The organism is Streptococcus oralis subsp. oralis, from assembly GCF_002096595.1.
Taxonomy (GTDB): Bacteria; Bacillota; Bacilli; order Lactobacillales; family Streptococcaceae; genus Streptococcus; species Streptococcus oralis_D.
Genome location: NZ_NCUR01000009.1, coordinates 99,157 through 125,137, shown reverse-complemented (window position 1 = coordinate 125,137; position 25,981 = coordinate 99,157). Strand labels below are relative to the sequence as shown.

19 protein-coding genes are annotated in these 25,981 nt (G+C 41.2%); 14 read left to right on the top strand and 5 right to left on the bottom strand.

Annotation, left to right across the window (positions count from 1 at the left end; translation table 11 throughout):
- Positions 1–18 precede the first annotated feature (18 nt).
- The 3 genes from ilvA (at position 19) to B7714_RS02920 (ending at position 2,570) form a co-directional block, all read left to right on the top strand.
- Positions 19–1,269 carry a threonine ammonia-lyase IlvA gene (gene ilvA / locus B7714_RS02930; RefSeq protein ID WP_084859609.1) on the top strand — a complete coding sequence of 417 codons (1,251 nt, stop codon included), beginning with the start codon at positions 19–21 and terminating at the stop codon, positions 1,267–1,269.
- Between the two features lie 82 nt (positions 1,270–1,351).
- Entirely contained in the window at positions 1,352–2,248 is an 897-nt protein-coding gene (locus B7714_RS02925) for an SPFH domain-containing protein (protein ID WP_000244062.1), read from the top strand.
- Between the two features lie 106 nt (positions 2,249–2,354).
- On the top strand, positions 2,355–2,570 hold the full coding sequence (locus B7714_RS02920; protein WP_001130031.1) for a capsule biosynthesis transcriptional regulator: 216 nt from the start codon (positions 2,355–2,357) through the stop codon (positions 2,568–2,570).
- A gap of 92 nt (positions 2,571–2,662) precedes the next feature.
- Here the strand turns inward: B7714_RS02920 and B7714_RS02915 are convergent, their stop codons facing one another.
- Entirely contained in the window at positions 2,663–3,403 is a 741-nt protein-coding gene (locus B7714_RS02915) for an amino acid ABC transporter ATP-binding protein (protein ID WP_084859608.1), read from the bottom strand.
- Positions 3,400–4,965 carry an ABC transporter substrate-binding protein/permease gene (locus B7714_RS02910; protein WP_084859607.1) on the bottom strand — a complete coding sequence of 522 codons (1,566 nt, stop codon included), beginning with the start codon at positions 4,963–4,965 and terminating at the stop codon, positions 3,400–3,402. The genes B7714_RS02915 and B7714_RS02910 overlap by 4 nt, the downstream gene beginning before the upstream one ends.
- 130 nt (positions 4,966–5,095) lie before the next feature.
- Between B7714_RS02910 and B7714_RS02905 the strand changes: the two genes are divergently transcribed.
- Positions 5,096–6,991, top strand: coding sequence for a DUF2207 domain-containing protein (locus B7714_RS02905; RefSeq protein ID WP_084859606.1), 1,896 nt, complete (start codon positions 5,096–5,098; stop codon positions 6,989–6,991).
- Positions 6,992–7,050: 59 nt separating this feature from the next.
- Positions 7,051–7,896: an undecaprenyl-diphosphate phosphatase gene (locus B7714_RS02900; RefSeq protein WP_084859605.1), complete on the top strand. Its 846-nt coding sequence runs from the start codon at positions 7,051–7,053 to the stop codon at positions 7,894–7,896.
- Between the two features lie 35 nt (positions 7,897–7,931).
- Here the strand turns inward: B7714_RS02900 and dinB are convergent, their stop codons facing one another.
- Positions 7,932–8,993, bottom strand: a complete 1,062-nt coding sequence (dinB, locus tag B7714_RS02895) for a DNA polymerase IV (RefSeq protein WP_084859604.1) — start codon at positions 8,991–8,993, stop codon at positions 7,932–7,934.
- A gap of 233 nt (positions 8,994–9,226) precedes the next feature.
- Here dinB and pflB point away from each other — a divergent pair, with 233 nt between their 5' ends.
- From pflB to B7714_RS02880, 3 genes are all read left to right on the top strand, one after another.
- Positions 9,227–11,542: a formate C-acetyltransferase gene (gene pflB / locus B7714_RS02890; RefSeq protein ID WP_000260621.1), complete on the top strand. Its 2,316-nt coding sequence runs from the start codon at positions 9,227–9,229 to the stop codon at positions 11,540–11,542.
- A gap of 320 nt (positions 11,543–11,862) precedes the next feature.
- Positions 11,863–15,246 (top strand): Spy0128 family protein, encoded by a 3,384-nt coding sequence (locus tag B7714_RS02885; RefSeq protein WP_084859603.1) that lies wholly within the window; start codon positions 11,863–11,865, stop codon positions 15,244–15,246.
- Between the two features lie 450 nt (positions 15,247–15,696).
- Positions 15,697–17,802, top strand: coding sequence for an ATP-dependent Clp protease ATP-binding subunit (locus tag B7714_RS02880; RefSeq protein ID WP_084859602.1), 2,106 nt, complete (start codon positions 15,697–15,699; stop codon positions 17,800–17,802).
- A gap of 60 nt (positions 17,803–17,862) precedes the next feature.
- Here the strand turns inward: B7714_RS02880 and B7714_RS02875 are convergent, their stop codons facing one another.
- Entirely contained in the window at positions 17,863–18,345 is a 483-nt protein-coding gene (locus B7714_RS02875) for an S-ribosylhomocysteine lyase (protein ID WP_000032557.1), read from the bottom strand.
- A 263-nt stretch (positions 18,346–18,608) separates the two neighbouring features.
- On the opposite strand from B7714_RS02875, the gene B7714_RS02870 reads away from it, so the two are divergent.
- From B7714_RS02870 to B7714_RS02850, 5 genes are read left to right on the top strand one after another with little or no spacing between them, the layout of a single operon-like run.
- On the top strand, positions 18,609–19,316 hold the full coding sequence (locus tag B7714_RS02870; protein ID WP_084859601.1) for an ABC transporter ATP-binding protein: 708 nt from the start codon (positions 18,609–18,611) through the stop codon (positions 19,314–19,316).
- Position 19,317: 1 nt separating this feature from the next.
- A complete protein-coding gene (locus B7714_RS02865) occupies positions 19,318–20,106 on the top strand; it encodes a lantibiotic ABC transporter permease (RefSeq protein ID WP_084859600.1) in 789 nt (262 codons plus the stop codon).
- Positions 20,106–20,828 carry a lantibiotic ABC transporter permease gene (locus B7714_RS02860; protein WP_084859599.1) on the top strand — a complete coding sequence of 241 codons (723 nt, stop codon included), beginning with the start codon at positions 20,106–20,108 and terminating at the stop codon, positions 20,826–20,828. Before B7714_RS02865 ends, B7714_RS02860 begins: the two co-directional genes overlap by 1 nt.
- A gap of 12 nt (positions 20,829–20,840) precedes the next feature.
- Positions 20,841–21,539 carry a response regulator transcription factor gene (locus B7714_RS02855; RefSeq protein WP_084859598.1) on the top strand — a complete coding sequence of 233 codons (699 nt, stop codon included), beginning with the start codon at positions 20,841–20,843 and terminating at the stop codon, positions 21,537–21,539.
- On the top strand, positions 21,506–22,537 hold the full coding sequence (locus tag B7714_RS02850) for a sensor histidine kinase (protein WP_084859597.1): 1,032 nt from the start codon (positions 21,506–21,508) through the stop codon (positions 22,535–22,537). The genes B7714_RS02855 and B7714_RS02850 overlap by 34 nt, the downstream gene beginning before the upstream one ends.
- A gap of 134 nt (positions 22,538–22,671) precedes the next feature.
- Here B7714_RS02850 and B7714_RS02845 read toward each other — a convergent pair whose 3' ends face one another.
- Positions 22,672–24,156 carry a DUF1846 domain-containing protein gene (locus B7714_RS02845; protein ID WP_084859596.1) on the bottom strand — a complete coding sequence of 495 codons (1,485 nt, stop codon included), beginning with the start codon at positions 24,154–24,156 and terminating at the stop codon, positions 22,672–22,674.
- 152 nt (positions 24,157–24,308) lie between these two features.
- Here B7714_RS02845 and B7714_RS02840 point away from each other — a divergent pair, with 152 nt between their 5' ends.
- Positions 24,309–25,919 (top strand): glycoside hydrolase family 13 protein, encoded by a 1,611-nt coding sequence (locus B7714_RS02840; RefSeq protein ID WP_084859595.1) that lies wholly within the window; start codon positions 24,309–24,311, stop codon positions 25,917–25,919.
- Positions 25,920–25,981 lie beyond the last annotated feature (62 nt).

The following is a 25,981-nucleotide window of genomic DNA, read 5'->3' as shown; positions in this document are numbered from 1 at the left end:
GTATTTGAGGAGGAGACAATGCTAAGTGCAAAAGATGTGGTGAAAGCCCACAAAGTTTTGAGTGGTGTAGTAGTTGATACACCACTAGAATATGATCATTATTTATCAGAAAAATACCAAGCAAAGATTTATCTCAAAAAGGAGAATGCGCAACGTGTTCGCTCTTTTAAAATTCGTGGAGCCTATTATGCCATTTCTCAACTGTCAAAAGAAGAACGCGAGCGTGGTGTAGTCTGTGCCTCTGCGGGAAATCATGCCCAAGGTGTCGCCTATACTTGTAATGAGATGAAGATTCCTGCAACGATCTTTATGCCCATCACAACACCGCAACAAAAGATTGGGCAGGTTCGCTTTTTCGGTGGAGAGTTTGTGACGATCAAGTTGGTTGGGGATACCTTTGATGCTTCTGCTAAGGCAGCACAAGAATTTACATTAACAGAAAACCGCACCTTCATCGATCCTTTTGATGATGCGCATGTTCAGTCTGGTCAAGGGACTGTAGCCTATGAAATTCTTGAAGAAGCCCGTAAAGAGTCTATTGATTTTGATACAGTACTTGTACCAGTAGGTGGTGGCGGATTGATTGCCGGTGTTTCTACTTATATTAAGGAAACCAACCCGACTATTGAAGTGATCGGGGTAGAAGCCAATGGAGCTCGCTCTATGAAGGCTGCCTTTGAAGCTGGGGGACCAGTTAAACTCAAAGAAATTGATAAGTTTGCTGATGGGATAGCTGTGCAGAAGGTTGGACAATTAACCTATGAAGCGACCCGAAAAAATGTTGAAACGCTGATTGGAGTGGACGAGGGATTGATTTCCGAAACCTTGATTGATCTTTATTCCAAACAAGGTATTGTAGCAGAACCAGCCGGAGCTGCCAGTGTTGCAGCCTTGGAAGTTTTATCAGACTATATCAAAGGCAAGACGATTTGTTGTATCATTTCTGGAGGAAATAACGATATCAACCGTATGCCAGAGATGGAAGAACGTGCCTTGATTTACGATGGAATCAAGCATTACTTTGTAGTGAATTTCCCACAACGTCCAGGAGCTCTACGAGAGTTTGTAAATGACATTTTGGGGCCAAATGATGACATCACTCGTTTTGAATATATCAAACGAGCAAGCAAGGGGACAGGCCCTGTCTTGATTGGGGTAGCTCTTGCCAATAAGCATGACTATGCTGGATTGATTCATCGAATGGAAAAGTTTGACCCATCTTATATTAATTTGAATGGGAACGAAACGTTGTATAATATGTTAGTTTAAGCTAAAATAAAATTATTATCATATTATTTGCGTAATAATGATGATGGTGCTATAATGAGGGTGACGAAAGGGGGAGATTCCCATGGTTTTACAAATTTTACTTGTTTTATTGTTTTTAGTGGTGATTGCATCAGTGATTATGGTTAGTTCTGTGTATGTGGTTCGACAACAATCTGTCGCTATCATAGAACGCTTTGGTAAATACCAAAAGTTGAGTAATAGTGGTATTCATTTACGAGCTCCTTTTGGAATTGATAGGATTGCGGCAAGAGTTCAACTACGCTTGTTGCAAAGTGAGATTGTTGTAGAGACAAAGACGCAAGATAATGTATTTGTAACGATGAATGTGGCAACTCAGTATCGAGTAAATGAAAACAATGTCACAGATGCTTATTATAAATTGATGCGTCCAGAAGCCCAAATTAAATCCTATATTGAAGATGCTTTGCGTTCATCTGTGCCAAAGCTAACCCTAGATGAGTTGTTTGAGAAGAAGGATGAAATCGCCTTAGAAGTTCAAAAACAAGTGGCGGAAGAAATGTCTACGTATGGGTATATCATTGTCAAAACGCTGATTACTAAGGTTGAACCTGATGCTGAAGTAAAACAATCAATGAATGAAATTAACGCGGCTCAACGTAAGAGAGTTGCGGCGCAAGAGCTTGCTGAAGCAGATAAGATTAAAATCGTGACCGCAGCAGAAGCTGAAGCAGAAAAAGATCGCCTACATGGTGTAGGGATTGCAGAGCAGCGTAAAGCAATTGTTGACGGACTAGCTGATTCTATCCAAGAGTTAAAGGGAGCCAATGTTGAGCTAACTGAAGAACAAATCATGTCTATCCTATTAACGAACCAGTATTTAGATACGTTGAATAATTTTGCAGATAAAGAGGGTAATAATACAATCTTCCTACCAGCAAATCCTAATGGAGTCGAGGACATAAGAACTCATATATTATCGGCTTTAAAAGCCAAATAAAAATATGCAGAATAATATAGTTGCGACGAATATATGTTTTTTTATTGACAAAAGAAATAAAAACGTATACAATTAAGTATTGTAAAGAATAATTTAGGAGAAGAACATGGCTAAGTCGAACTTTGAAAAAGTAGAAGCAGTTGTTGGCTGGGTTCGTGATAAGAAAATCACAGGCTACCGTATCTCTAAAGAAACGAATGCGCGTGAAATGTCTATCATTGCTCTAGCACAAGGACGCGCAAAAGTTAAAAATATTTCATTTGAAACAGCTCTTGGTTTAATCGATTTCTATGAAAAAAATCATGAAAAATTTGAAGATTAAACTGTGGTCACAGGCAGATTCCTGAATCGAGTCTGCCTTTTCTTTACAATTACAAATTAAAAAGACTGCATTCTTTATGCAGTCTTTGTTTATTAGCTGAGATAACGTTGAAGAAATTCTTTTGTCCGGTCTTCTTTAGGGTTTGTGAAGAGGTCTTCTGGTTTGCCTTCTTCAGCAATGACGCCCTTATCCATAAAGATGACACGGTGAGAGACATCGCGGGCGAACTCCATTTCGTGGGTTACGACGATCATGGTCAAACCTTCTTGAGCCAAATCCTGCATAATTTTGAGGACTTCTCCGACCATTTCTGGGTCAAGGGCAGATGTTGGTTCGTCGAAGAGAATGGCATCAGGATTCATGGAGAGAGCGCGGGCGATAGCCACGCGTTGTTTTTGCCCCCCTGAGAGTTGTTTAGGCTTGGCTTGCCAGTAACGTTCTCCCATACCAACTTTTTCGAGATTCTCTTTGGCAATTTTTTCAGCTTCAGAGTGGTCGCGTTTGAGTACAGTTGTTTGGGCAACAATCGTATTTTCGAGAACATTCAGGTTTTCAAAGAGATTGAAAGATTGGAAAACCATACCGAGCTTTTCGCGATAATGGGTGAGGTTATAGCCTTTTTCTAAGACATTTTCTCCTCGATAGAGAATCTCTCCCTCTGTAGGTGTTTCTAGTAAATTAATCGAACGAAGGAAGGTTGATTTTCCGCTTCCAGAGCTCCCGATGATGGAAATAACCTCTCCTTTGTGGACGGTGAGAGAAATGTCTTTTAGCACTTCGTTTTGCCCATAGGATTTTTTGAGGTGTTTGATTTCAAGGATTGGTTGTGTCATTTTTTCAAATTCTCCGTTTGCATTTGGTTAGCACCTGTAGTGTAAGTATCCATATCCATACGATGTTCGATGAAGCGTAGGATACGGGTCACGGTAAAGGTGAGGACAAAGTAAATCACGGCAATGATAGTAAAGGTCTGGAAGTATTGATAGGTTTGAGTTGCTACAGTATTTCCTGAGAAATAAAGCTCAACAACTGAAATAACGTTCAATACAGAGGTATCTTTGATATTGATGACAAACTCATTACCAGTAGCAGGTAGAATATTACGGACAACCTGAGGTAGGACAATCTTACGCATGGTTTGATTGTGGGTCATACCAAGAGCAGTTGCGGCTTCAAACTGTCCTTTGTCAACTGCTAGAATACCACCACGAACGATCTCTGTCATGTAGGCACCCGTATTGATTGAGACGATGAAGATAGCAGCAAGTGTGCGGTCAAGGTTGATACCGAAAGCTTGGGCAGTTCCATAGTAGATAACCATGGATTGAACAATCATTGGTGTACCACGGAAGATCTCAATATAGACATTGAGAATCCAACCGACTAGTTTCTGTAGGGCGTACATTGCTTTGTTCTCAGAAAGTGGAGCAGTACGGAAGACCCCAATCGCAAGTCCGATAAGGAGACCTGTGATGGTTCCGATAATGGAGATTAAGAGTGTGATACCAGCACCACGCAAGAGTTGTTGCCAGTTTTCAGAAAGGATCTTAGCGACTTGGCTAAAGAAACTACTTTCTTCCTCTGTTGTTGTAGACTCCACAGGTTGCTCTTTGATCATACGATCCATGAGGGCTACTTGCTCATCCTTAGAGATGGTTTCGATGCTGGCATTGATTTGGCTGATGCGACTATCATCTTTACGAAGTCCAATGGCAATAGCTGTATCTTCTTCGCCAGTTTTGAAACCTGGTTGAGGTTGGATCATTTTGAACTTAGCGTTGGCAGACTCAGCGGTCATTGCTTCAGGTCGTTCAGAAACATAGGCATCGATAACACCTGCTTCAAGTGCTTGGCGCATCTGAGCAAAGTCACCCATGGCTGTTTCTTTCTTGGCGCCTGGAATTTGGGAAATCAGGTCATAAAGGTAAACACCTTGTTGAGACGTGATTTTTGCTCCGCTAAAGTCTTCCAAAGATTTGGCATTGGCATAGGCAGAGTCTTTTTTGACCAATAGAACAGGTTCACTGGTATAGTAACTGCTTGAAAAGGCAATTTCTTGTTTGCGTTCAGCCGTCGGGCTCATACCTGCAATGATCATATCGATTTTACCAGAAGTAAGGGCTGGGACAAGTCCTTCCCACTTGGTTTTAACGACCAAAGGCTCCTTACCTAAGTCTTTGGCAATCTTTTTAGCGATTTGGACATCGTAGCCATTGGCATATTGGTTGGTACCATCAATTTTGACAGCGCCATTACTATCATCGTCTTGGGTCCAGTTGAAAGGGGCGTAAGCTGCCTCCATCCCGATGCGTAGATATTCATCGGCTTGGACCTGGCTAACTAGTCCCAGTGTGAGGGCTAGGCTAGCAAGCACAGATAAGCATAATTTTTTCATGTTTTCTCCTATTTCTAGTCTAAAAATGACTTCTCTCTATTGTATCTAAAAATAGTGAGATTTTCAATACAAGTAAGCCTTTACTTATAAAAAATGATATAATAGGGAAAAGATTGAAAGGGAAATTGTTATGAAGAAAAGATGGCTACTGACTCTGATTCTTACTTGTTTATTATTTATTCCGAGCTTGGTTTTTGCGGTAGACTTTGATGTCTTATCCTATCAAGGTGATTTGAATATTCATGCAGATAATACTGCAATTTTTAAGGAAACAATCACCTACCGCTTTGGAGAGGATTATAATGGTCAGTTAGTTGGACTCGGAAAAGCTGGGAAAATGCCAGAAGGATTTGATATTGATTCTGACCCGACTGTTCAGGTCTCTAAAAATGGAAAAATTGTGCAAAATATTTCCTACTATACTATGGAGGAAGAGGACGGCTACAAGGTAAAAATTTACAATGCTGGCTATGCCGGAGATACTGTTCGGGTGACGGTTACCTGGAAACTATCAAATCTTCTCTTCTTATATAAGGATATTGCAGAGCTAAATTGGCAACCCTTGACCGATAGTACTGGAGACATCAAAGAGATTGAGTTCAAGGTTAGCTCTGATACTCCAGCGGAGAAACTCTATTTTCATGCCGGACAACTCCTAAGGGACTCTAGTGTTGAAAAAGTTAATAATCTCTATCATATCAAAATGAAAGACCTTCCTAGAAAGCGACAGATTGAGTTACATGCTTACTGGCCGAGAAATGCTTTTGCAGGAGCTCCAGATCAAGGATTAGAGGAAGAACGTTTAACCGATTTTAACCGCATTGAAAGCAATATAGCGACAGAAAAAGCGCAAAGTGAGATTGTGATGAAATGGGTCTTCCCGGTCATTTTTATGAGTCTCTTACTTCCAATTCCTATCTTTTATAGAATATTTCGTCAGAGTACAACCATTAAAAAGGTCTTTCCAAAAGACCACAGGCTTTATGAGCCGCCGATGGATTTGCCTCCAATGGTTCTAGCAGAAGCAGTGTATTCAACTTCCTTAGAGGAAGTCAATCCCCTAAACAAATCAGGTTTTGGAAAATTTACTTTTGAACGTTTAATTCAGGCAACCTTATTGGATTTAGTAGATCGAGGTCATTTATCTATTTTCCAAGGTGATGAGGAACCTTATCTACGAATTATCAGTGAAAAAGGCTTATCCAATTTTGAGAAGGAATGCCTGCGCATGACCCTATCGAATAAGAAAGAATTAGCTGTTTCAGAGCTCTTTCCTGATTACCAAGTCTCCTCTTCCCTTTACCGTGGTGCCAAAGAGTCAGATGAAAAATATATCCGGGAAACAGGCTCGCGCCTCAAACGCTCCTTTGAAGGAAGACTTCAACGCATTCAGTCTTGTGTCAAGGATAAGGTCCATGTACTTCGTATTCCAAGCTATTATCGTCCCTTGACAAGTGAGGAACGACGTCTTGCTCTTGGGATGCGGGTTTGTTCAGCTATAACGGCTCTAGGTGGCCTGCTATTCTTTTACTATAGTTGGCAGACTCACGGTTTCTTTTCAATTCCTTTCCTTCTCTTGGGGTTGACAGGGCTGGTAGCAAGTTTTTGGGTTCATTTTGCGATGCGAGGAGCCTATCGCGATGGAGTTCTAACAGAGGAAGGGGCGGAGATTTTCTATCTTTGGACTAGTTTTGAAAATATGCTTCGTGATATTGCTCATCTGGGTCAAGCAGAGCTAGAGAGCGTCGTCCTTTGGAATCGTCTGCTGGTCTATGCGACTCTCTTTGGTTATGCCAAGAAAGTGAGCAAGTTAATGAAAGTACGTCATATTCAGCTAGAAAATCCAGATTTGAATCTATATATAGCCTTCGGTTGGCACACACAGTTCCACGCCTCAACTGCACAAATCAAGCAATATACTACTGTAGCGAATACAGCTAGCAATTACTCTGTATCTTCTGGAAGTGGAAGTTCAGGTGGAGGATTCTCAGGAGGCGGAGGCGGTGGTAGCATCGGCGCCTTCTAAAAAATCTATCGCAACATCCGAAATTATGCTATAATAGAGAACAGAAAAAGGAGTAATGTATGTATTTTATTGAAATTTTGAAGTCAATCTTTTTTGGGATTGTTGAAGGAATTACAGAATGGTTGCCCATTTCAAGTACTGGCCACTTGATCTTGGTTGAAGAATTTGTTCAATACAAGGACCAAAATGAAGCTTTCATGTCCATGTTTAATGTTGTCATTCAGCTCGGTGCCATTTTAGCAGTTATTGTCATTTACTTTAACAAGCTCAATCCCTTCAAACCTGGTAAAAATAAGGTCGAAGTCCGTCGAACTTGGCAGTTGTGGTCCAAGGTCTTCGTTGCGACCGTACCTTTGCTATTGGTCTTTAAATTGGATGATTGGTTTGATGCCAACTTCCATAACATGGTTTCGGTTGCGATCATGTTGATTATCTATGGGGTTGCCTTTATCTACCTTGAAAAACGAAATAAGGCGCAAGCCATTGAACCAACAGTAACTGAGTTAGACAAGTTGCCTTATAAAACAGCCCTTTACATCGGTCTCTTCCAAGTCCTTGCCCTTTTCCCAGGAACAAGTCGTTCAGGTGCCACTATCGTCGGTGGGTTGTTGAATGGAACAAGCCGCTCAGTCGTAACAGAGTTCACCTTCTATCTCGGAATTCCTGTTATGTTCGGAGCCAGCGCTTTAAAGATTTTCAAATTTATTAAAGCAGGTCAACTCTTGAGTTTTGGACAACTGTTCTTGCTCTTGGTTGCCATGGGTGTTGCCTTTGCGGTCAGCATGGTTGCTATTCGTTTCTTGACCAGTTATGTGAAAAAACACGACTTTACACTCTTTGGTAAATACCGTATTGTACTCGGTAGTGTCTTGTTGCTCTATAGTTTTGTGCGTTTGTTTGTATAAGAAAAAAAGCTTGAGGGAATTTTCCTTCAAGCTTTTTAAAATCCTGTCACCGTAATTCCTAGTAAACGGATACCTTTTTCTTTTTCAGCTAGTTCTTCGTAGAGTTGAAGGGCAGTTTGAGAAATCTGACTAGCGTCCTGTGTTGCTTGTGGGAGGCTTTTTCGTCTAGTCAGAGTGGAGAAGTCAGCATATCGTATTTTTAGAATAATGATTTTTCCAGCTTTGTCCTGCGTGCTGAGATTGTGAGCTACCTTTTCTGAGAGAAGAGTCAGCTCTTTTTTGATGTCTTCTTCTACTTGTAGGATCTTTCCGTAGGTTTTTTCCTTGCCAATGGACTTACGAATGCGATTGGACTTGACTGGTGAGTTATGAATGCCCCTTGCCTTTCGATAAAGGTCAAAACCGAGTCTGCCAAAGCGATCGATTAAAGTAACTTCTGAGACGTCCAATAAGTCTGCACCAGTATAAATGCCCATTTCATGAAGCTTTTCTACTGTTTTCTTACCAACACCATGAAATTTAGCAATATCCATTTGTTTGAGAAAATCCTCAGCCTGATCTGGGAGGATGACTGTTAAACCATGTGGTTTTTGATAGTCACTAGCCATTTTAGCCAAGAATTTGTTATAAGAGACGCCTGCAGAAGCAGTCAGGTGTAGTTCCTGCCAGATATCCTCTTGGATAAGGCGGGCTATTTTGACGGCCGACTTGATACCAAGTTTATTTTCCGTCACATCTAAGTATGCCTCGTCGATACTCATAGGTTCAATCAAATCAGTGTAGCGTTTAAAAATAGCACGAATCTCAAGTCCCACAGTCTTATACTTTTCATAATTTCCAGAGATAAAGACAGCTTGGGGACAGCGCTCATAAGCTTCTTTAGAGCTCATGGCTGAATGAACACCAAAAGCTCGTGCCTCATAGCTACAGGTAGAAACGACACCACGCCCACCTGTTTGTCTGGGATCGCTTCCGATAATGACAGGTTTGCCCTTTAACTTGGGATTATCTCTGATTTCCACCGCAGCAAAAAAGGCATCCATGTCGATATGGATGATTTTTCTGGACAGATCATTTATCAATGGAAATATGAGCATCCCAATCCCTTTCTAGTGGCATTTTCTATTTATTATACCCTTTTTTCTGAAAAAGTGGAAAAAGTCTAACCTGACTTTCAAAAATATAATACAGATAAGAACGAAAAAGGGACTGTATTATAAAAGAAAGCGTCTAAAATACCGATTTTCTCTTGTTGAAATCGGTTACTGTATGGTATACTTGTCTCAAGAATGTAACAGATGACTGTTACTAGAAAAAAGAGGACATTAACATGGTTGTTAAGACAGTTGTTGAAGCACAAGATATTTTTGATAAAGCTTGGGAAGGCTTCAAAGGCGTAGATTGGAAAGAAAAAGCAAGTATTTCTCGCTTCGTTCAAGCTAACTACACACCTTATGATGGAGATGAAAGTTTCCTTGCTGGACCAACAGAACGTTCACTTCACATCAAAAAAATCGTAGAAGAAACAAAAGCACACTACGAAGAAACTCGTTTCCCAATGGACACTCGTCCAACATCTATTGCTGATATTCCTGCTGGATTTATCGACAAAGAAAATGAAGTTATCTTCGGTATCCAAAACGATGAACTCTTCAAATTGAACTTCATGCCAAAAGGTGGTATCCGTATGGCTGAAACTACTTTGAAGGAAAATGGATATGAACCAGATCCAGCTGTTCACGAAATCTTTACTAAATACGTAACAACAGTTAACGACGGTATTTTCCGTGCCTACACTTCAAACATTCGTCGCGCTCGTCACGCTCACACTGTAACTGGTCTTCCAGATGCCTACTCACGTGGACGTATCATTGGTGTTTACGCACGTCTTGCTCTTTACGGTGCAGACTACTTGATGCAAGAAAAAGTAAACGACTGGAATGCGATCAAAGAAATTGATGAAGAAACAATCCGTCTTCGTGAAGAAGTAAACCTTCAATACCAAGCATTGCAACAAGTTGTTCGCTTGGGTGACCTTTACGGAGTTGATGTCCGCAAACCAGCGATGAACACGAAAGAAGCCATCCAATGGGTTAACATCGCCTTCATGGCTGTCTGCCGTGTTATCAACGGTGCTGCAACATCTCTAGGACGTGTGCCAATCGTATTGGATATCTTTGCAGAACGTGACCTTGCTCGTGGTACATTTACTGAATCAGAAATCCAAGAGTTCGTTGATGATTTCGTTATGAAACTTCGTACAGTTAAATTTGCTCGTACAAAAGCTTATGACCAATTGTACTCAGGTGACCCAACCTTCATCACAACTTCTATGGCTGGTATGGGTAACGATGGTCGTCACCGTGTTACTAAGATGGACTACCGTTTCTTGAACACTCTTGACAACATCGGTAACTCTCCAGAGCCAAACTTGACAGTTCTTTGGACTGACAAATTACCATACAACTTCCGTCGCTACTGTATGCATATGAGCCACAAACACTCTTCTATCCAATACGAAGGTGTAACAACAATGGCTAAAGACGGATACGGAGAAATGAGCTGTATCTCATGCTGTGTGTCACCACTTGACCCAGAAAACGAAGATCAACGCCACAACATCCAGTACTTCGGTGCTCGTGTAAACGTTTTGAAAGCCCTTCTTACTGGTTTGAACGGTGGTTACGACGATGTTCACAAAGACTACAAAGTATTTGACATCGATCCTATCCGTGACGAAGTTCTTGAATTCGAATCAGTTAAAGCCAACTTCGAAAAATCTCTTGACTGGTTGACTGACACTTACGTAGACGCTTTGAACATCATCCACTACATGACTGACAAGTACAACTACGAAGCTGTTCAAATGGCCTTCTTGCCAACTAAACAACGTGCTAACATGGGATTCGGTATCTGTGGATTCGCTAATACAGTTGATACATTGTCAGCTATCAAATACGCTACAGTGAAACCAATCCGTGATGAAAATGGCTATATCTACGATTACGAAACAATTGGTGAATACCCACGTTGGGGTGAAGATGACCCACGTTCAAACGAATTGGCAGAATGGTTGATTGAAGCTTACACAACTCGTCTACGTAGCCACAAACTTTACAAAGACGCAGAAGCTACTGTATCACTATTGACAATCACATCTAACGTTGCTTACTCTAAACAAACTGGTAACTCACCAGTCCACAAAGGTGTATACCTCAACGAAGATGGTTCTGTGAACTTGTCTAAACTTGAATTCTTCTCACCAGGTGCGAACCCATCTAACAAAGCTAAAGGTGGATGGTTGCAAAACTTGAACTCACTTGCTAGCCTTGACTTTGGTTACGCAGCTGACGGTATCTCATTGACAACTCAAGTTTCTCCACGTGCTCTTGGTAAGACTCGTGACGAGCAAGTTGATAACTTGGTAACAATCCTTGATGGTTACTTTGAGAACGGTGGACAACACGTTAACTTGAACGTTATGGACTTGAATGATGTTTACGAAAAGATCATGTCAGGTGAAGACGTTATCGTACGTATCTCTGGATACTGTGTAAACACTAAATACCTCACTCCAGAACAAAAAACTGAATTGACACAACGTGTCTTCCACGAAGTTCTTTCAATGGATGACGCATTGAGCTAAGATTCAATTAGAATAATAAGAAAGCCAGTCAAAATGACTGGCTTTTTACTATAATATCAAAGATTGACCTAATTATAAATACAACATATATTAAACTATTTATATCAGTTTACCGATATAAATAGCTAAAAATTGAATGGCTAGGTTATAGAATGATGCAAATACGTGTATTTTTAAGTTAATATACTTGAATAGCTTGTATTGAAATGTTATAATATATTAGATAAACTCTAATTAGTGATAGAGATTGTCAGATTGGCATGTTTTAATCTCACAGGGGGATTAAAATTAGAAATTTCATATAGAAAAGAGGGAAAGAGATGTCGACAAGCAAAACGTCAAGAATGCTATCTAAATTTTCTGCGTTAGCTTTTGCTATTTTAGGTCTAGCATCTGTTTTAGTAGGGATTGTTAAAGCAGATAATCCTGTTTCAAAAGAATTGACACAAGTAATTACAGGTATTGATCTGTTAGATGCTTCAGATACTAAGCAGAATGTGACTTCGGAAGGAGATTTCTCGCTTCGTACGAATTTAGCATATAAGCTTCGCGTGACTTTTGATCTCAAACAGTATAATGAACATCTGAATAATGGAGATTATTTTACCTTTGATATACCTGCTCCTATGGCAGTTTATGAGGGGAGTCAGGATTTAATTGATCCGACAACAAAAGTTACTATTGGAGAAGCTGAAGTGACTTCAAATGGTACTGATCAAGGTGGGAAAGCAAAAATCACCTTAAAAAACTTGGATAAATATCTAGAGAAAACTGGTGGAGATAAGGTAAAGGATGTGTCAGGGAATTTTTCTGTTTCTTTTAGATTCTTAAAAGATCAGAATAAAACCCGCATTAACTTTAATTCATCCTCATTGAAGCAAGAAGTGACTCACATTTATTCATCAAAAACAATCGATGGTCCCAAAGTTGGTACTGAAAATTACGCTAAAATTGGGGGTCGTGCTGCCCTTGAAAGTTGGAACTCTCCAAAACTGGCTGAGATTGGTTCGGTTAGCAAGGGAGATGCATGGTCTGTCTGGCGTGTACGTGTAAATACAGAGAAACAAGACTTAGGACAAAATATTGTATTACATGATACTATACCAAATGATGATACTAGTTACACTCCTGCACAGTATATTCCTGAGACTCTAAAAGTGTATAAGGCAAATATCACTGTTGGGACTTCTGCTGTTCCAGATGATGCAGTATTGTTAACTGAGGGACAAGACTATACCGTTTCGTGGAACGAAAACTATACTTCATTCGATATCATTTTTAAAGATGGAACGACCTCTTATATAGTATCTTATAACACAACAACTCCTAATGATGGAAGTAAAGTAGGAAATAGGGTTGCTCTGTCGTTGGCTGACGGGACTAAATTAGCACAGAATACAAGTCGTCCGGGAGCACTTGATATGACAGCTGAGGCGACATCTTTGATTTCTGGTACGATTGTAGCATCTACTGCATACCAAATTAAGATTCATAAGACTGATGCCTTCACTCTTGCTCCAGTTTCGGGTGCAGTATATACTGTGACAGCAGCAGATGATGCAAGTGAAACAACAGAAGTGACTACGAATGAAAAAGGAGTAGCGCTTACGAAAACTTATGATCAGAAATGGGAAGGTAAAACGTTTAAGATCAAAGAGAAGACTGCTCCAGCAGGTTATAAACTAGATGAAAAAGAGTATACAGTCAAACTCGGTGCTGCGGGTTCTACTATTCATCTTAAAGATGAACCTGTTCCAGCTGTATTCAATGTGACTGCTAAGAAAGTAGTAGAAGGACGTGCAGATAAACTTCCAAAAGCAGATGAGTTTACATTTAACCTGTTTACTGCAGAGAACTTGAAGGATCCAGTAGCCACAGCAAAATCAAAAGCTGATGGAACGATTACCTTTGAGAATCTCCAAGTAAAAGGTGCGGGAACTTATCACTACATCATCAAAGAAGACACTTCAACAGCAGTTTCAGGCGTTACATTTGATACAGAAGCCAAGGAAGTTACTGTAGCAGCAACTTTCCAAAGTGGAGTTTTAACAGCAACTGTCACATCTGCAGAACCAACTTTCACAAACACATATAAATCTGCTCCAGCAAAAATTGCTATTGAAGCTAAAAAAGTTTTGAATGGTAAAGAGCTAGAGATAGATGAGTTTGAGTTTGAACTGAAAGAGGGTGACAAGGTTGTTGCGACAGCAAAGAATACTGCTGGTGGATTGATTCGTTTTTCTGAAATTAGCTATTCAACAGCAGGAGTATATAACTATACTATTACAGAAAAGGTTGGCAATAAACTTGGTGTAACTTATGATAAAACAGAACATCCAGCAACTGTAGAAGTCAAAGATAATGGCTCAGGTCAACTTGTCGCGACAGTTACAAGTGAAACACCAGTTTTCGTTAATAACTATAAAGCGGAACCTGCGCAGGCTACAATCAAAGCTAAGAAAGTCTTGAAAGGTAAAGCGCTTGAAGCTGATGCTTACACATTTGAACTGAAAGAAGGTTCAGACCTTGTAGCTACGGCTAAGAATACTGCTTCAGGAGAAGTTGTCTTCAACGTCACTTTCTCAGCAGCAGGCGATTACGCTTACACAATTACTGAAAAAGCTGGTGACGATAAAACAATCACTTACGATCAAAATGCGTATGAAGTGATCATCACTGTTGCGGATGATGGTAAAGGCCAATTGGTTGCGACTGTAGAAAATCCGAATGCAGAACGTGTCTTCACAAACACTTATAAAGAACCAGCTCCAACAGTTACATCAGCAACACTTGAGTTTACGAAAGAATTGACTGGTCGTGCTTTGGTTGATGGTGAATTCCAATTTGAATTGTATGAAGGTACAAAACTACTTGATACAAAAACAAACCAAGCTGGAAAAGTAACATTTAATGCAATCAACTATAATGCAGAAGGTGTTCATACTTATACTGTAAAAGAAGTGAATGCCGGAGCAACTGGTATTACTTACGACACAGAAAAGACTGCAAAGGTAACAGTAACCAAAGATGCAGCAACAAATGCCTTGAAGGCAGCTGTTGAATATCCAGCAGGTAGTGTCTTCAAGAATAGCTTCAAAGCACCAGCAGTAGAAGCTACGATTGAAGCAACTAAGAAACTTGAAGGTAAAGAACTTGCGGCTGATGCTTATACTTTCGAATTGAAAGAAAATGGTGCAGTTGTAGCGGAAGCTAAGAACACTGCCGAAGGTAAAGTAGCCTTTGTTCGTTCATTTGAAGAAGCAGGTACTCACTCTTATACCTTGGTTGAAAAAGTTGGTACTGAAGAGGGTGTTGAATACGATAAGACTGAGCATACTGTAACAGTCACTGTAGTTGCGGATGATCAAGGTCTCTTGACTGCGACTGTTTCGTATGCGGATGGTAAAGCAGTTGTATTTACAAATAAATACACTGTTCCAAACCCAACACCGGATCCAAACCCAACACCAAATCCAAATCCAACACAGGATCCAAACCCAGCACCAAATCCAAATCCAACACCGGATCCAGATCCAAATAAACCAGGAGAAAAAGAGGAACCAAAACCAACACCTCCAGCTACGGAGACTAAAGGTAAAGCTGAACTTCCAAAAACAGGTGAAGCAACATCTATCTTCTCAGCAATTGGATTTGTAGTCTTGGCATTGAGTGGATTGGTATTCTTCGTAAAACGTAAAGCTTAAGCTTTCGTAGAAGAAACATGAAACTTGGTAAGTGAGAATATTCCTTCTCTCTCAAACCTGATAGAGAAAGTCTCTAGAAAATTTATTTTCTAGGGGCTTTTTTTGTGTTTCAAAAAATTTTTTAAAAATAGTCAAATTTGGTCAAAAAGTTATTGACTTTTACTGACCAATGTGATATAGTAGAAACATAAGGAAAATGAATTCCTTAAATAGCTTACTTTCAAGAAATTAGTCTTTGAGACTGAGCTATGGAATCCCAAGAAAGGGGTGAAGGCCTATGTTTAATCTAACAGACTTTGAAAAGAAAATGATAAAAGGCTTATTTAAAAGAGAAAAACCAGAAATTATACGTAGGGTAGCTAGATAGCTAGTCTAAATTTTTTAAAACAAAGGTCAAAGATAGTCAATATCAAAGGTCGCAATTAATTAACAATAAACGAGGTAAAGAATATGAACAACAACTTTAATAACTTTAACAACATGGATGATTTATTTAACCAATTGATGGGTGGTATGCGAGGATATAGTTCTGAAAACCGTCGCTACTTGATTAATGGACGAGAAGTGACACCTGAGGAATTTGCTCAGTATCGTGCAACGGGGCAATTACCAGGAAATGCAGAATCTGATGCGCAAATGCAACAACACGCTTCAGGTATGAAACAAGACGGTGTCCTTGCTAAACTAGGTCGTAACTTGACAGCGGAAGCTCGTGAGGGCAAGTTGGATCCTGTTATCGGACGAAACAAGGAAATTCAAGAAACTTCTGAAATCCTCTCACGTCGTACCAAAAACAACCCTGTTCTGGTCGGAGACGCGGGTGTTGGTAAGACAGCCGTTGTCGAAGGTCTAGCGCAAGCCATTGTGAACGGAGATGTTCCAGCTGCCATCAAGAACAAGGAAATCATTTCCATTGATATCTCAGGTCTCGAGGCTGGTACTCAATACCGTGGTAGCTTTGAAGAAAACGTTCAAAACCTAGTCAATGAAGTGAAAGAAGCAGGGAATATTATCCTCTTCTTTGATGAAATTCACCAAATCCTCGGTGCTGGTAGCACTGGTGGAGACAGTGGTTCTAAAGGGCTTGCAGATATTCTCAAACCAGCTCTCTCTCGTGGTGAATTGACGGTTATTGGGGCAACAACTCAGGACGAATACCGTAACACTATCTTGAAGAATGCGGCTCTTGCTCGTCGTTTCAACGAAGTCAAGGTCAATGCTCCTTCAGCAGATGATACCTTTAAAATCCTTCAAGGAATTCGTGATCTTTATCAACAACACCACAATGTTATCTTGCCAGATGAAGTCTTGAAGGCAGCAGTGGATTATTCAATCCAATACATTCCTCAACGTAGCTTGCCTGATAAGGCTATCGATCTTGTAGATGTAACGGCAGCTCACTTGGCGGCTCAACATCCCGTAACAGATGTGCATGCTGTTGAACGGGAGATTGAGGCAGAAAAAGACAAGCAAGAAAAAGCAGTTGAGGCAGAAGATTTTGAAGCAGCTCTTAATGCTAAAACACGCATTGCAGAATTGGAGAAAAAAGTCGAAAACCACACAGAAGACATGAAAGTGACTGCAAGCATCAACGATGTGGCTGAATCTGTGGAACGAATGACAGGTATTCCGGTATCACAAATGGGAGCGTCAGACATCGAACGTTTGAAAGATATGGCCCATCGCTTGGAACACAAGGTAATCGGCCAAGATAAGGCAGTAGAAGCAGTGGCTCGTGCTATCCGTCGTAACCGTGCTGGTTTTGATGAAGGCAATCGCCCAATCGGTAGCTTCCTCTTTGTAGGTCCAACTGGGGTTGGTAAGACAGAACTTGCTAAGCAATTGGCGCTCGATATGTTTGGTACTAAGGATGCAATTATCCGTTTGGATATGTCTGAATACAGTGACCGCACAGCCGTCTCTAAGTTAATCGGTACAACAGCAGGTTATGTGGGGTATGATGATAATAGCAATACCTTGACAGAACGAGTTCGTCGTAATCCATACTCTATCATTCTCTTGGACGAAATTGAAAAGGCGGATCCTCAAGTCATTACCCTTCTCCTCCAAGTCTTGGATGACGGTCGTTTGACTGATGGTCAAGGAAATACAGTAAACTTTAAAAACACTGTCATTATCGCAACATCAAATGCTGGATTTGGCTATGAAGCTAACTTGACAGAAGATGCGGACAAACCAGAATTGATGGACCGTTTGAAACCATTCTTCCGTCCAGAATTCCTCAACCGCTTTAACGCAGTTATCGAGTTCTCACACTTGAATAAGGAAGATCTTTCTAAGATTGTAGACTTGATGTTGGCGGAAGTCAACCAAACCTTGGCTAAGAAAGACATTGATTTGGAAGTCAGCCAAGCAGCTAAGGACTTTATCACAGAAGAAGGCTATGACGAAGTTATGGGTGTTCGTCCTCTCCGTCGCGTGGTGGAACAACAAATCCGCGATAAGGTGACGGACTTCCACTTGGATCATCTAGATGCCAAACATCTGGAAGCAGATATGGAAGATGGCGTTTTGGTTATTCGTGAAAAAGCCTAACTCAAGATTTTGAGAATAAAAAAAGAAGGAACTAGCTAAAAAGCTGGTTCCTTTTTGTGTTTAGATGACATGGCGCTCAAAGGCATCATCTGAGATTCCTTGTTCCAAGATGAGTTTCGCCCATTCTTTAGCAGAAAAGAGGCTGTGGTCCTTGTAGTTTCCGCAAGATTCGATGGTTGTTCCAGGGACATCTTCCCAAGTAGTGGTTTCCGCGATTTCCTTTAGAGAATCCTTGATAACAGCTGCAATTTCAGCGCTGGTATGACGCCCCCACATAATCATGTGGAAACCAGTACGGCAGCCAAATGGCGAACAGTCAATCATACCATCAATGCGGGTACGGATGAGTTTGGCTAAGAGATGCTCAATGGTGTGAAGGCCAGCGGTAGGGATAGAGTCCTCGTTTGGCTGCACCAAGCGAATATCAAAATTGGAGATGACATCTCCCTTTGGTCCAGTTTCTTCCCCAATCAAGCGAACATAGGGTGCTTTAACAATGGTGTGGTCAAGTTCAAAACTTTCAACAATAACTTCTTTTGACATGGTAAATCCTTTCAGTTTTCTTCTTTCATTATATCATAAAGCCTGCTCTTGATGAAGTTTGATAAATGACTTTTTGAGACTAGCATTATAACAAAGTCTCCATACAAAACTCGCAGAATTATAAAGAAAAACTGAGTTCTTTCTAATGAAGCTAGAGCGATTTTTGAAAGGTGGAGTCAACTTTTAGAATTTTTGCTTGATTTCTGAACTAATTCTGAACTAGATTGGATATACTGTAGAAAATAAAGATAAAGGAGTTCAGTATGGAACATACAGTGAAAATAGAAGGAGTCTGCAAAAAGCATGGCAGCAAGCAGATTTTAAAAGAGATTTCTTTTACAGCTAGAAGCGGGCGGATTACAGCTTTTTTGGGTCCAAATGGTGCAGGGAAAAGTTCGACCTTGAGGATTCTCTTGGGATTAGATCGGGCGACAGCAGGGACGGCGACTTTTGATGGGCAAACCTATCAGTCAATGATCTATCCGCTCAGAACGGTAGGTGCAGCCTTTGACGGCATTGGCGGTCTGCCAAATCGAAAGGTCTATGACCACTTGAGGATTATTGCGGCGAGTAATGCTATTCCCAAGTCTCGGATCGATGAGGTTTTGGAGATGACTGGAATCGCTCATAAGAGGAAGGACCTCTTGTCAAGCCTGTCTCTAGGGGAAAGTCAGCGGTTAGGTTTAGCAGCAGCTTTGCTAGGTGATCCTCAGTTTCTTATATTAGATGAGCCGACCAATGGACTGGATCCAAGTGGGATTAAGTGGTTTAGAAAGTTCATCCGTCAGCAGGCTGATTTAGGAAAAACGGTACTTCTATCTTCCCATATCCTGTCAGAGGTGCAAATGGTGACAGATGATGTAGTCTTGATTCATCATGGGCAAATTATTGAGCAGGGACGATTGGAAGAGGTGCTGCAAGATTCAGACAGTCTAGAAGATCTCTTCTTTGATTTGACAGAGGAGGTTTAAGATGAAAGAAACGATGTCCTTATTGCATTCAGAATGGTTGAAAATTCGCTCAACAAAGGCTTTCAAAGTGAGTCTGGTCTTTATGTTGCTATTGGTGCCTGTCGTATCCTGGTTGGAGGGTCGGCAGTATTCATCTGTCGGTTTGGATGCCACACCTGAAACGGTTCCCGGTCTGGCAGAAGCCATTGATCCGCTGGAATATCTAGGCCTCAACGGAGCCTCTATGGCGGGCATGGCTTTGGTCGTTTTAGCTGGAATTTTGGGAGCTATGGAATTCCAGTCTCACAGCTTGAGAACTAGTCTTTTATCCTGTAATAACCGCCTGAAGCTGCTTGTTGGGAAACTTATGACCTTTACTTGCTTTTCTCTTGTCGTTAGCTTCTTATCGATCTACTTTAGTTATATGGTCATGCATCTGGCTTTAGGAAAGGAAGGGCTTGATCCGATTCTGCTCAATCAGGCAGCTTGGAGTCTGATTTTGTGGAAAACCTTATCTCTAACCCTATTGGGAATCCTTTCGTTTTTGTTAGGTTTATTGGCTCGGACCATGTTAGTTCCTATGCTTTTTCTCGTACCCCAAATCTATAATCTGGGAAACTACCTGGCAGCTCACACGAGTTGGGGAGCTTATTTGCCACAGCCAGCAGGAGAGTTGTTTACTGCAACGCCAACTTCCCAATATGCCAACAATCCCTTGCAAGGGTTGTTGATACTTGGCGCATGGATACTAATCATCGGCGGCATGACTTCTCTGCGCTTTTTGAAGACGGATTTGGGAGGGAGATACTGATGATAAAAGCTCTGCTTAAAAGTGAATGGATTAAGTTCCGTTCTTACTATCTCGCTCTTGGTGCAGCCTTGGTGGCTCTGGTAGCTGTTCCATTTTTTCTAATGAATCTTGACTACAGTCAGACAGCAGTTGGCCAGACGAAGGCTCTGAGCGAGGCTTTGCATGCCCTCTATCTGGCGCAGCCTGTCATCGTCATCTTTACTTCGCTCTATTTTGCTCAGGAGTTTGTCAAGTCAGGGATGCGAACGAATTTTCTAACCGTATCAAATAGAAAGGCTTGGTTGGCTGGGAAATTCCTTTTTCTGGTCTTGCTGCTCTTGGTTCTCTACAGTATCATGGTAGGCAGCTGTTTCCTTGTTATGCTGGCTCGTTTTGACCTAAGCTTTAGCTGGTCCTTACTGGGGAAATTCCTCTATTACAGCTCTTTTGGTCTTCTCAGCAATCTTTTTTTGGCTTTTTTAACTGCCGTTCTCGCTTTGCTCTTTCAATCTTGGGTTGTGCCAGTATCGGTGCTCTTTCCTCTCTTGATTGGTCTCAGCCGTTTATTTGCGACTTTCATCAAAGAAGCAAAATACCTGCCCGATCTGGCTACGCTAAATCTTTTTGAGTATGAAGGACTTCAGCATTCAATAGATCTCTTAGGGCTGGGGATACAGCTGTTATGGTTAGCTTTGGTTTGGAGCCCTACTATATTCTTAACCTTGAAACGAGATGTTCGCTAGAGGTATGCTATAATGGAAATCATGAGACAGTATCGTATTTTGGTGGTTGATGACGACCAGAGCATTTTGAAGCTGGTGAAAAACGTCCTAGAGCTAGATGCTTATGATGTGACGACGCTTGATCGGATAGAAGACCTAGAGCTGACGCATTTTGTCGGATATGACTTGATTCTGCTGGATGTGATGATGGAGCCTGTTAATGGTTTTGAGCTGTGTTCCTACATTCGTCCTCATCTTTCGTGTCCAATCATCTTTCTGACGGCTAAGGAATTGGAGGCGGACAAAGTGGAAGGGCTCTTTCGCGGAGCAGATGACTATATTGTCAAGCCTTTTGGAACCAAAGAATTGCTGGCGCGCGTCAGAGCTCATCTTCGGCGGGAGGAAAGACGTGAGGAGCGATATTCTGAAATTGCTTCTTGCCAATTTTATCCAGAGCGCTACGAAGTTGCCTGTTTTAGTAAAGTCTTGAAATTTTCAGAGCGAGAGTTTAAGCTGCTACATTTACTAGCTAGCAATCCCAAGCAGACCTTTTCAGCTGAACGTCTTCATACCTTGCTTTATCCAGAAAGCTCAGAAACACAGCTTCGTTCCATCTCAGAATACGTATATCAGATTCGTCAAAAATGTAAACAAGAAGGGCTACAAGCAATCGCAACAGTGAGAGGAGTAGGCTATAGATGGCAATTAGAACCCGTAATTTCAAAAGCCTAGTCTGGACAACTAGTTTAAAAATCGTCTTTTTCCATGTTTTGATTTTTGTGCTTATAGGTTATGAATTTACGCAAGGAAGTGATCACGTTCTTTTCACCTTGTTCTTTTGGGCGGGGAGCTTGCTGCTGATTACTTTTTATCATATTTTGAAATTGCTCCGAAAAATCGACAGGGAAATAAAAATGCTAACGAACGAGAAGCTTTTAGAAGAAAATCAAAGCCAGCTTTTTCGGATCGAGGAAATGCTCGAAGTCTATAGCGATTTACGGAGTAGCCACCAAGAAAATGCTCGTCTTCTAGAAAAAGAGCAGCAGCATAATCAGGAGTTGATTTTACAGCTATCAGCGACATCGCACGATTTGAAAACGCCCCTAACTGTGATTAAGGGGAATGCTGAGCTCTTGGAATTGGCGCAGTTAGGACAGCCACAGGCAGACTATGCTGCTGAGATTTTGCAGGCTAGTTACAAGATGGAAGAATATTGTGGCTCTCTTATTGATTACGCTAAGGCTTTTCAGATTGATTCTAATCAGTTCAGTCAGCTTTCCTTAGAGGACTTTTTGGCTTATCTCCAGGACGATTGGGCACTGTTCAGTAAACAGGAAAGCTATCGTTTTTATCTCCAAGAAGATTGTGATCTTAGTCTGATTTTGTCGATTCATTTGGACTATCTCAAACGGGCTTTGCTCAATATTTTACTGAATGCGCTTGAACATGCAGACCAGGATCAAAAGGAAGTCAAGCTAACGGTATCAGTGCAGCAGGACCAGTTAGTTTTTGCTATCTGGAACAATGGCCCTGCATTTTCAGAGGAGATGCTGCTGGGAGCGGAACAGCTCTTTTATCAGAGTGACCAAAGCCGCAATTCAGCTAATCCCCATCATGGTATCGGCTTAGCCTTTTCTAAGCAAGTAGCTCTCTTGCATGGTGGTCGTCTGACCCTGCTCAATCCAGCCCAAGGAGGAGCCTGTGTCGAGTTGACAATTTCATTGAAATAAATGAGAATGGAAAATCATAAAAACGCATAATACCAAGTGTCCAAAAGACTTGATATTATGCGTTTGATTTTTTTATTATGTAAAGATTTACTGGATTTTTCTCTCAAATTGAGTTTTTGTCCAGCCTTGTTTATTTACTTCCGATACAAACGATCGTATTGGTAGTATGGGTCAAAGGTTACGTTGATGCCTAGTTTGCGAAGGACATTCTTGTCTTCATCGGTCAAGATGATGGTTGAGTGGGCTTCGCTTCCTTTGAGGTTGCCAAGTTCTTCCATGGCACGCGCAGCATCAGGATTTTCCATAGCTGTGATTGCAAGGGCAATCAGGATTTCATTTGAATGCAGGCGTGGATTGCGACTACCGAGATGGTTGATTTTAAGACCTTGAATTGGTTTGACGACTTCAGGCTCGATTAATTTCACTTCCTTAGCGATGTTAGCTGATTTTTTGATGGCATTGATCAAGGCAGCAGCTGTAGGGCCAAAGAGTTCAGAGTTTTTACCAGTGACAATGTCGCCAGATGGCAATTCGAGAGCTAGGGCAGGTCCGCCAGTTTCTTCCGCTTTTTGACGTGCTGCGACAGCAACCTTACGGTCTGCAGGTGTGATACCGAGGTCGTTCATGAGAAGTTCAATCTTCTTGACAGCAGATTCCCCAACTTTTTCAGCCTTGAAGTCAAGAACTGTTTGATAGTAACGGCGGATGATTTCTTGTTTAGAAGCTTCGATAGCAGCCTCATTATCTGTAATAGCAAAACCAACCATGTTGACACCCATGTCTGTCGGTGAAGCGTATGGAGATTCACCGAGAATGCGTTCCAACATATGTTTGAGCACTGGGAAAATTTCGATATCACGGTTGTAATTGACCGTTGTTTCTCCATAGGTTTGGAGATGGAAAGGGTCAATCATATTGACATCATCAAGGTCCGCGGTTGCAGCCTCGTAGGCCAAATTGACTGGATGATGAAGGGGAAGATTCCAAACTGGGAAGGTTTCAAACTTAGCGTAACCAGACTTGATGCCATTGAGTTGGTCGTGGTACATATTGGACATACAAGTTGCCAATTTTCCAGAACCAGGTCCAGGAGCAGTTACGACAATCAAGTTGCGACTGGTTTTGATGTAGTCGTTTTTCCCCATACCTTCTGGAGAAATGATGTGGTCCATATCCGTCGGATATCCTTTGATTGGATAATGGAGATAAGAATCAATTCCATTTTTATCAAGCTGGTTACGGAAGGCATCTGCAGCGGGTTGACCAGCGTATTGTGTGATGACAACCGAACCAACAAAAATTCCCAGCTCATTGAATTTGTCAATCAAGCGAAGAACTTCTTGATCATAAGAAATTCCTAGGTCGCCACGCGCTTTGGAATGCTCAATATTGCTAGCGTTGATAGCGATTACAACCTCAACCTGCTCTTTCAATTCTTGCAAGAGCTTGATTTTGTTGTCAGGCTCATAACCAGGAAGGACACGAGCAGCGTGGAAATCTTCTAACATTTTGCCACCAAACTCTAGGTAAAGCTTGCCGTCAAATTGGTTAATGCGCTCCAAAATGTGGTCGCGCTGTAGATTCAAATATTGTTCAGAACTAAAAGCTTGTTTTTTCATTTTTTTACCTCTGACCTCTATTATAATAAAAAATTGGAAGATAGGAAACTACGGAGTCAAAAAAGAAATCAAAAAGATTAGGCAAACGCTTGCACTAAGTTTGAAAAAACGCTATCATAGACTATAGATTATTAAAATAATGAGGTAAGAAGATGCAAGAAAAATGGTGGCATAATGCCGTAGTCTATCAAGTCTATCCAAAGAGTTTCATGGATAGCAACGGAGATGGGATTGGTGATTTACCAGGAATTACTAGTAAGTTAGACTATCTAGCTAAGCTAGGGATTACAGCGATTTGGCTTTCTCCCGTTTATGACAGTCCTATGGATGATAATGGTTATGATATTGCAGATTATCAAGCGATTGCAGCTATTTTTGGGACTATGGAGGACATGGACCAACTGATCGCAGAAGCTAAGAAGCGTGGCATTCGAATTATCATGGACTTGGTGGTCAATCATACCTCGGATGAGCATGCTTGGTTTGTCGAGGCCTGTGAAAATCCTGACAGCCCTGAGCGAGACTACTATATCTGGCGTGATGAGCCCAACGATTTGGATTCCATCTTTAGTGGGTCTGCTTGGGAATACGATGAAAAGTCGGGACAATACTATCTTCACTTTTTCAGTAAAAAACAGCCTGATCTCAACTGGGAGAATGAAAAACTTCGCCAGAAAATTTATGAGATGATGAACTTCTGGATTGATAAAGGTATTGGTGGTTTCCGTATGGATGTCATTGATATGATTGGGAAAATTCCTGACGAGAAAGTAGTCAATAACGGTCCTATGCTGCATCCCTATCTAAAGGAAATGAATCAGGCGACCTTTGGCGACAAAGATCTCTTGACAGTAGGGGAGACCTGGGGAGCAACGCCAGAGATTGCTAAGCTTTACTCGGATCCAAAGGGACAAGAATTGTCAATGGTCTTCCAGTTTGAACACATCTGTCTTCAGTATCAGGAAGGGCAACCTAAGTGGCACTACCAAAAAGAGTTAAATGTAGGGAAGTTAAAAGAGATTTTTAACAAATGGCAGACAGAGTTAGGAGTTGAAGATGGCTGGAATTCCCTCTTCTGGAACAACCATGACCTTCCTCGTATCGTCTCTATCTGGGGAAATGACCAAGAATACCGTGAAAAATCTGCCAAAGCCTTTGCGATCTTGCTTCATCTTATGAGGGGGACTCCTTATATCTACCAGGGTGAAGAGATTGGGATGACCAACTATCCGTTTGAAACACTGGACCAAGTAGAAGATATTGAATCCCTCAACTATGCGCGTGAAGCTCTTGAAAAAGGCGTTCCGATTGAAGAAATCATGGACAGCATCCGTGTCATTGGTCGTGATAATGCCCGTACCCCAATGCAATGGGATGAAAGCAAAAATGCTGGCTTCTCAACAGGTCAACCTTGGTTGGCAGTTAATCCAAACTACGAAGAAATCAACGTTCAAGAAGCACTGGCAAATCCAGATTCTATTTTCTATACTTATCAAAAACTCGTTCAAATCCGTAAGGAAAACAGTTGGCTGATTCGAGCTGATTTTGAATTACTCGATACGACTGATAAGGTCTTTGCCTATATTCGTAAAGATGGCGACCGACGTTTCTTAGTTGTGGCTAACTTGTCCAATGAAAAACAAGATTTTTCGGTAGGAGGAAAAGTTAAGTCAATCTTGATTGAAAACACTACTGCTAAAGAAGCAGTTGAAAAACAAACCTTAGAGCCATGGGATGCTTTCTGTGTGGAACTAACGAATTAAAATAAGTGAACAGCACCGCAAAAGTTAGATTTTTTCTGTCTGACTTTTGGGGTGCTGTTTAA

Bases quoted from the DNA above. Each gene is read 5' to 3' on its own strand.
- ilvA (WP_084859609.1), top strand. From the start codon at position 19: ATGCTAAGTGCAAAAGATGTGGTGAAAGCCCACAAAGTTTTGAGTGGT.
- B7714_RS02925 (WP_000244062.1), top strand. From the start codon at position 1,352: ATGGTTTTACAAATTTTACTTGTTTTATTGTTTTTAGTGGTGATTGCA.
- B7714_RS02920 (WP_001130031.1), top strand. From the start codon at position 2,355: ATGGCTAAGTCGAACTTTGAAAAAGTAGAAGCAGTTGTTGGCTGGGTT.
- B7714_RS02915 (WP_084859608.1), bottom strand. From the start codon at position 3,403: ATGACACAACCAATCCTTGAAATCAAACACCTCAAAAAATCCTATGGG.
- B7714_RS02910 (WP_084859607.1), bottom strand. From the start codon at position 4,965: ATGAAAAAATTATGCTTATCTGTGCTTGCTAGCCTAGCCCTCACACTG.
- B7714_RS02905 (WP_084859606.1), top strand. From the start codon at position 5,096: ATGAAGAAAAGATGGCTACTGACTCTGATTCTTACTTGTTTATTATTT.
- B7714_RS02900 (WP_084859605.1), top strand. From the start codon at position 7,051: ATGTATTTTATTGAAATTTTGAAGTCAATCTTTTTTGGGATTGTTGAA.
- dinB (WP_084859604.1), bottom strand. From the start codon at position 8,993: ATGCTCATATTTCCATTGATAAATGATCTGTCCAGAAAAATCATCCAT.
- pflB (WP_000260621.1), top strand. From the start codon at position 9,227: ATGGTTGTTAAGACAGTTGTTGAAGCACAAGATATTTTTGATAAAGCT.
- B7714_RS02885 (WP_084859603.1), top strand. From the start codon at position 11,863: ATGTCGACAAGCAAAACGTCAAGAATGCTATCTAAATTTTCTGCGTTA.
- B7714_RS02880 (WP_084859602.1), top strand. From the start codon at position 15,697: ATGAACAACAACTTTAATAACTTTAACAACATGGATGATTTATTTAAC.
- B7714_RS02875 (WP_000032557.1), bottom strand. From the start codon at position 18,345: ATGTCAAAAGAAGTTATTGTTGAAAGTTTTGAACTTGACCACACCATT.
- B7714_RS02870 (WP_084859601.1), top strand. From the start codon at position 18,609: ATGGAACATACAGTGAAAATAGAAGGAGTCTGCAAAAAGCATGGCAGC.
- B7714_RS02865 (WP_084859600.1), top strand. From the start codon at position 19,318: ATGAAAGAAACGATGTCCTTATTGCATTCAGAATGGTTGAAAATTCGC.
- B7714_RS02860 (WP_084859599.1), top strand. From the start codon at position 20,106: ATGATAAAAGCTCTGCTTAAAAGTGAATGGATTAAGTTCCGTTCTTAC.
- B7714_RS02855 (WP_084859598.1), top strand. From the start codon at position 20,841: ATGGAAATCATGAGACAGTATCGTATTTTGGTGGTTGATGACGACCAG.
- B7714_RS02850 (WP_084859597.1), top strand. From the start codon at position 21,506: ATGGCAATTAGAACCCGTAATTTCAAAAGCCTAGTCTGGACAACTAGT.
- B7714_RS02845 (WP_084859596.1), bottom strand. From the start codon at position 24,156: ATGAAAAAACAAGCTTTTAGTTCTGAACAATATTTGAATCTACAGCGC.
- B7714_RS02840 (WP_084859595.1), top strand. From the start codon at position 24,309: ATGCAAGAAAAATGGTGGCATAATGCCGTAGTCTATCAAGTCTATCCA.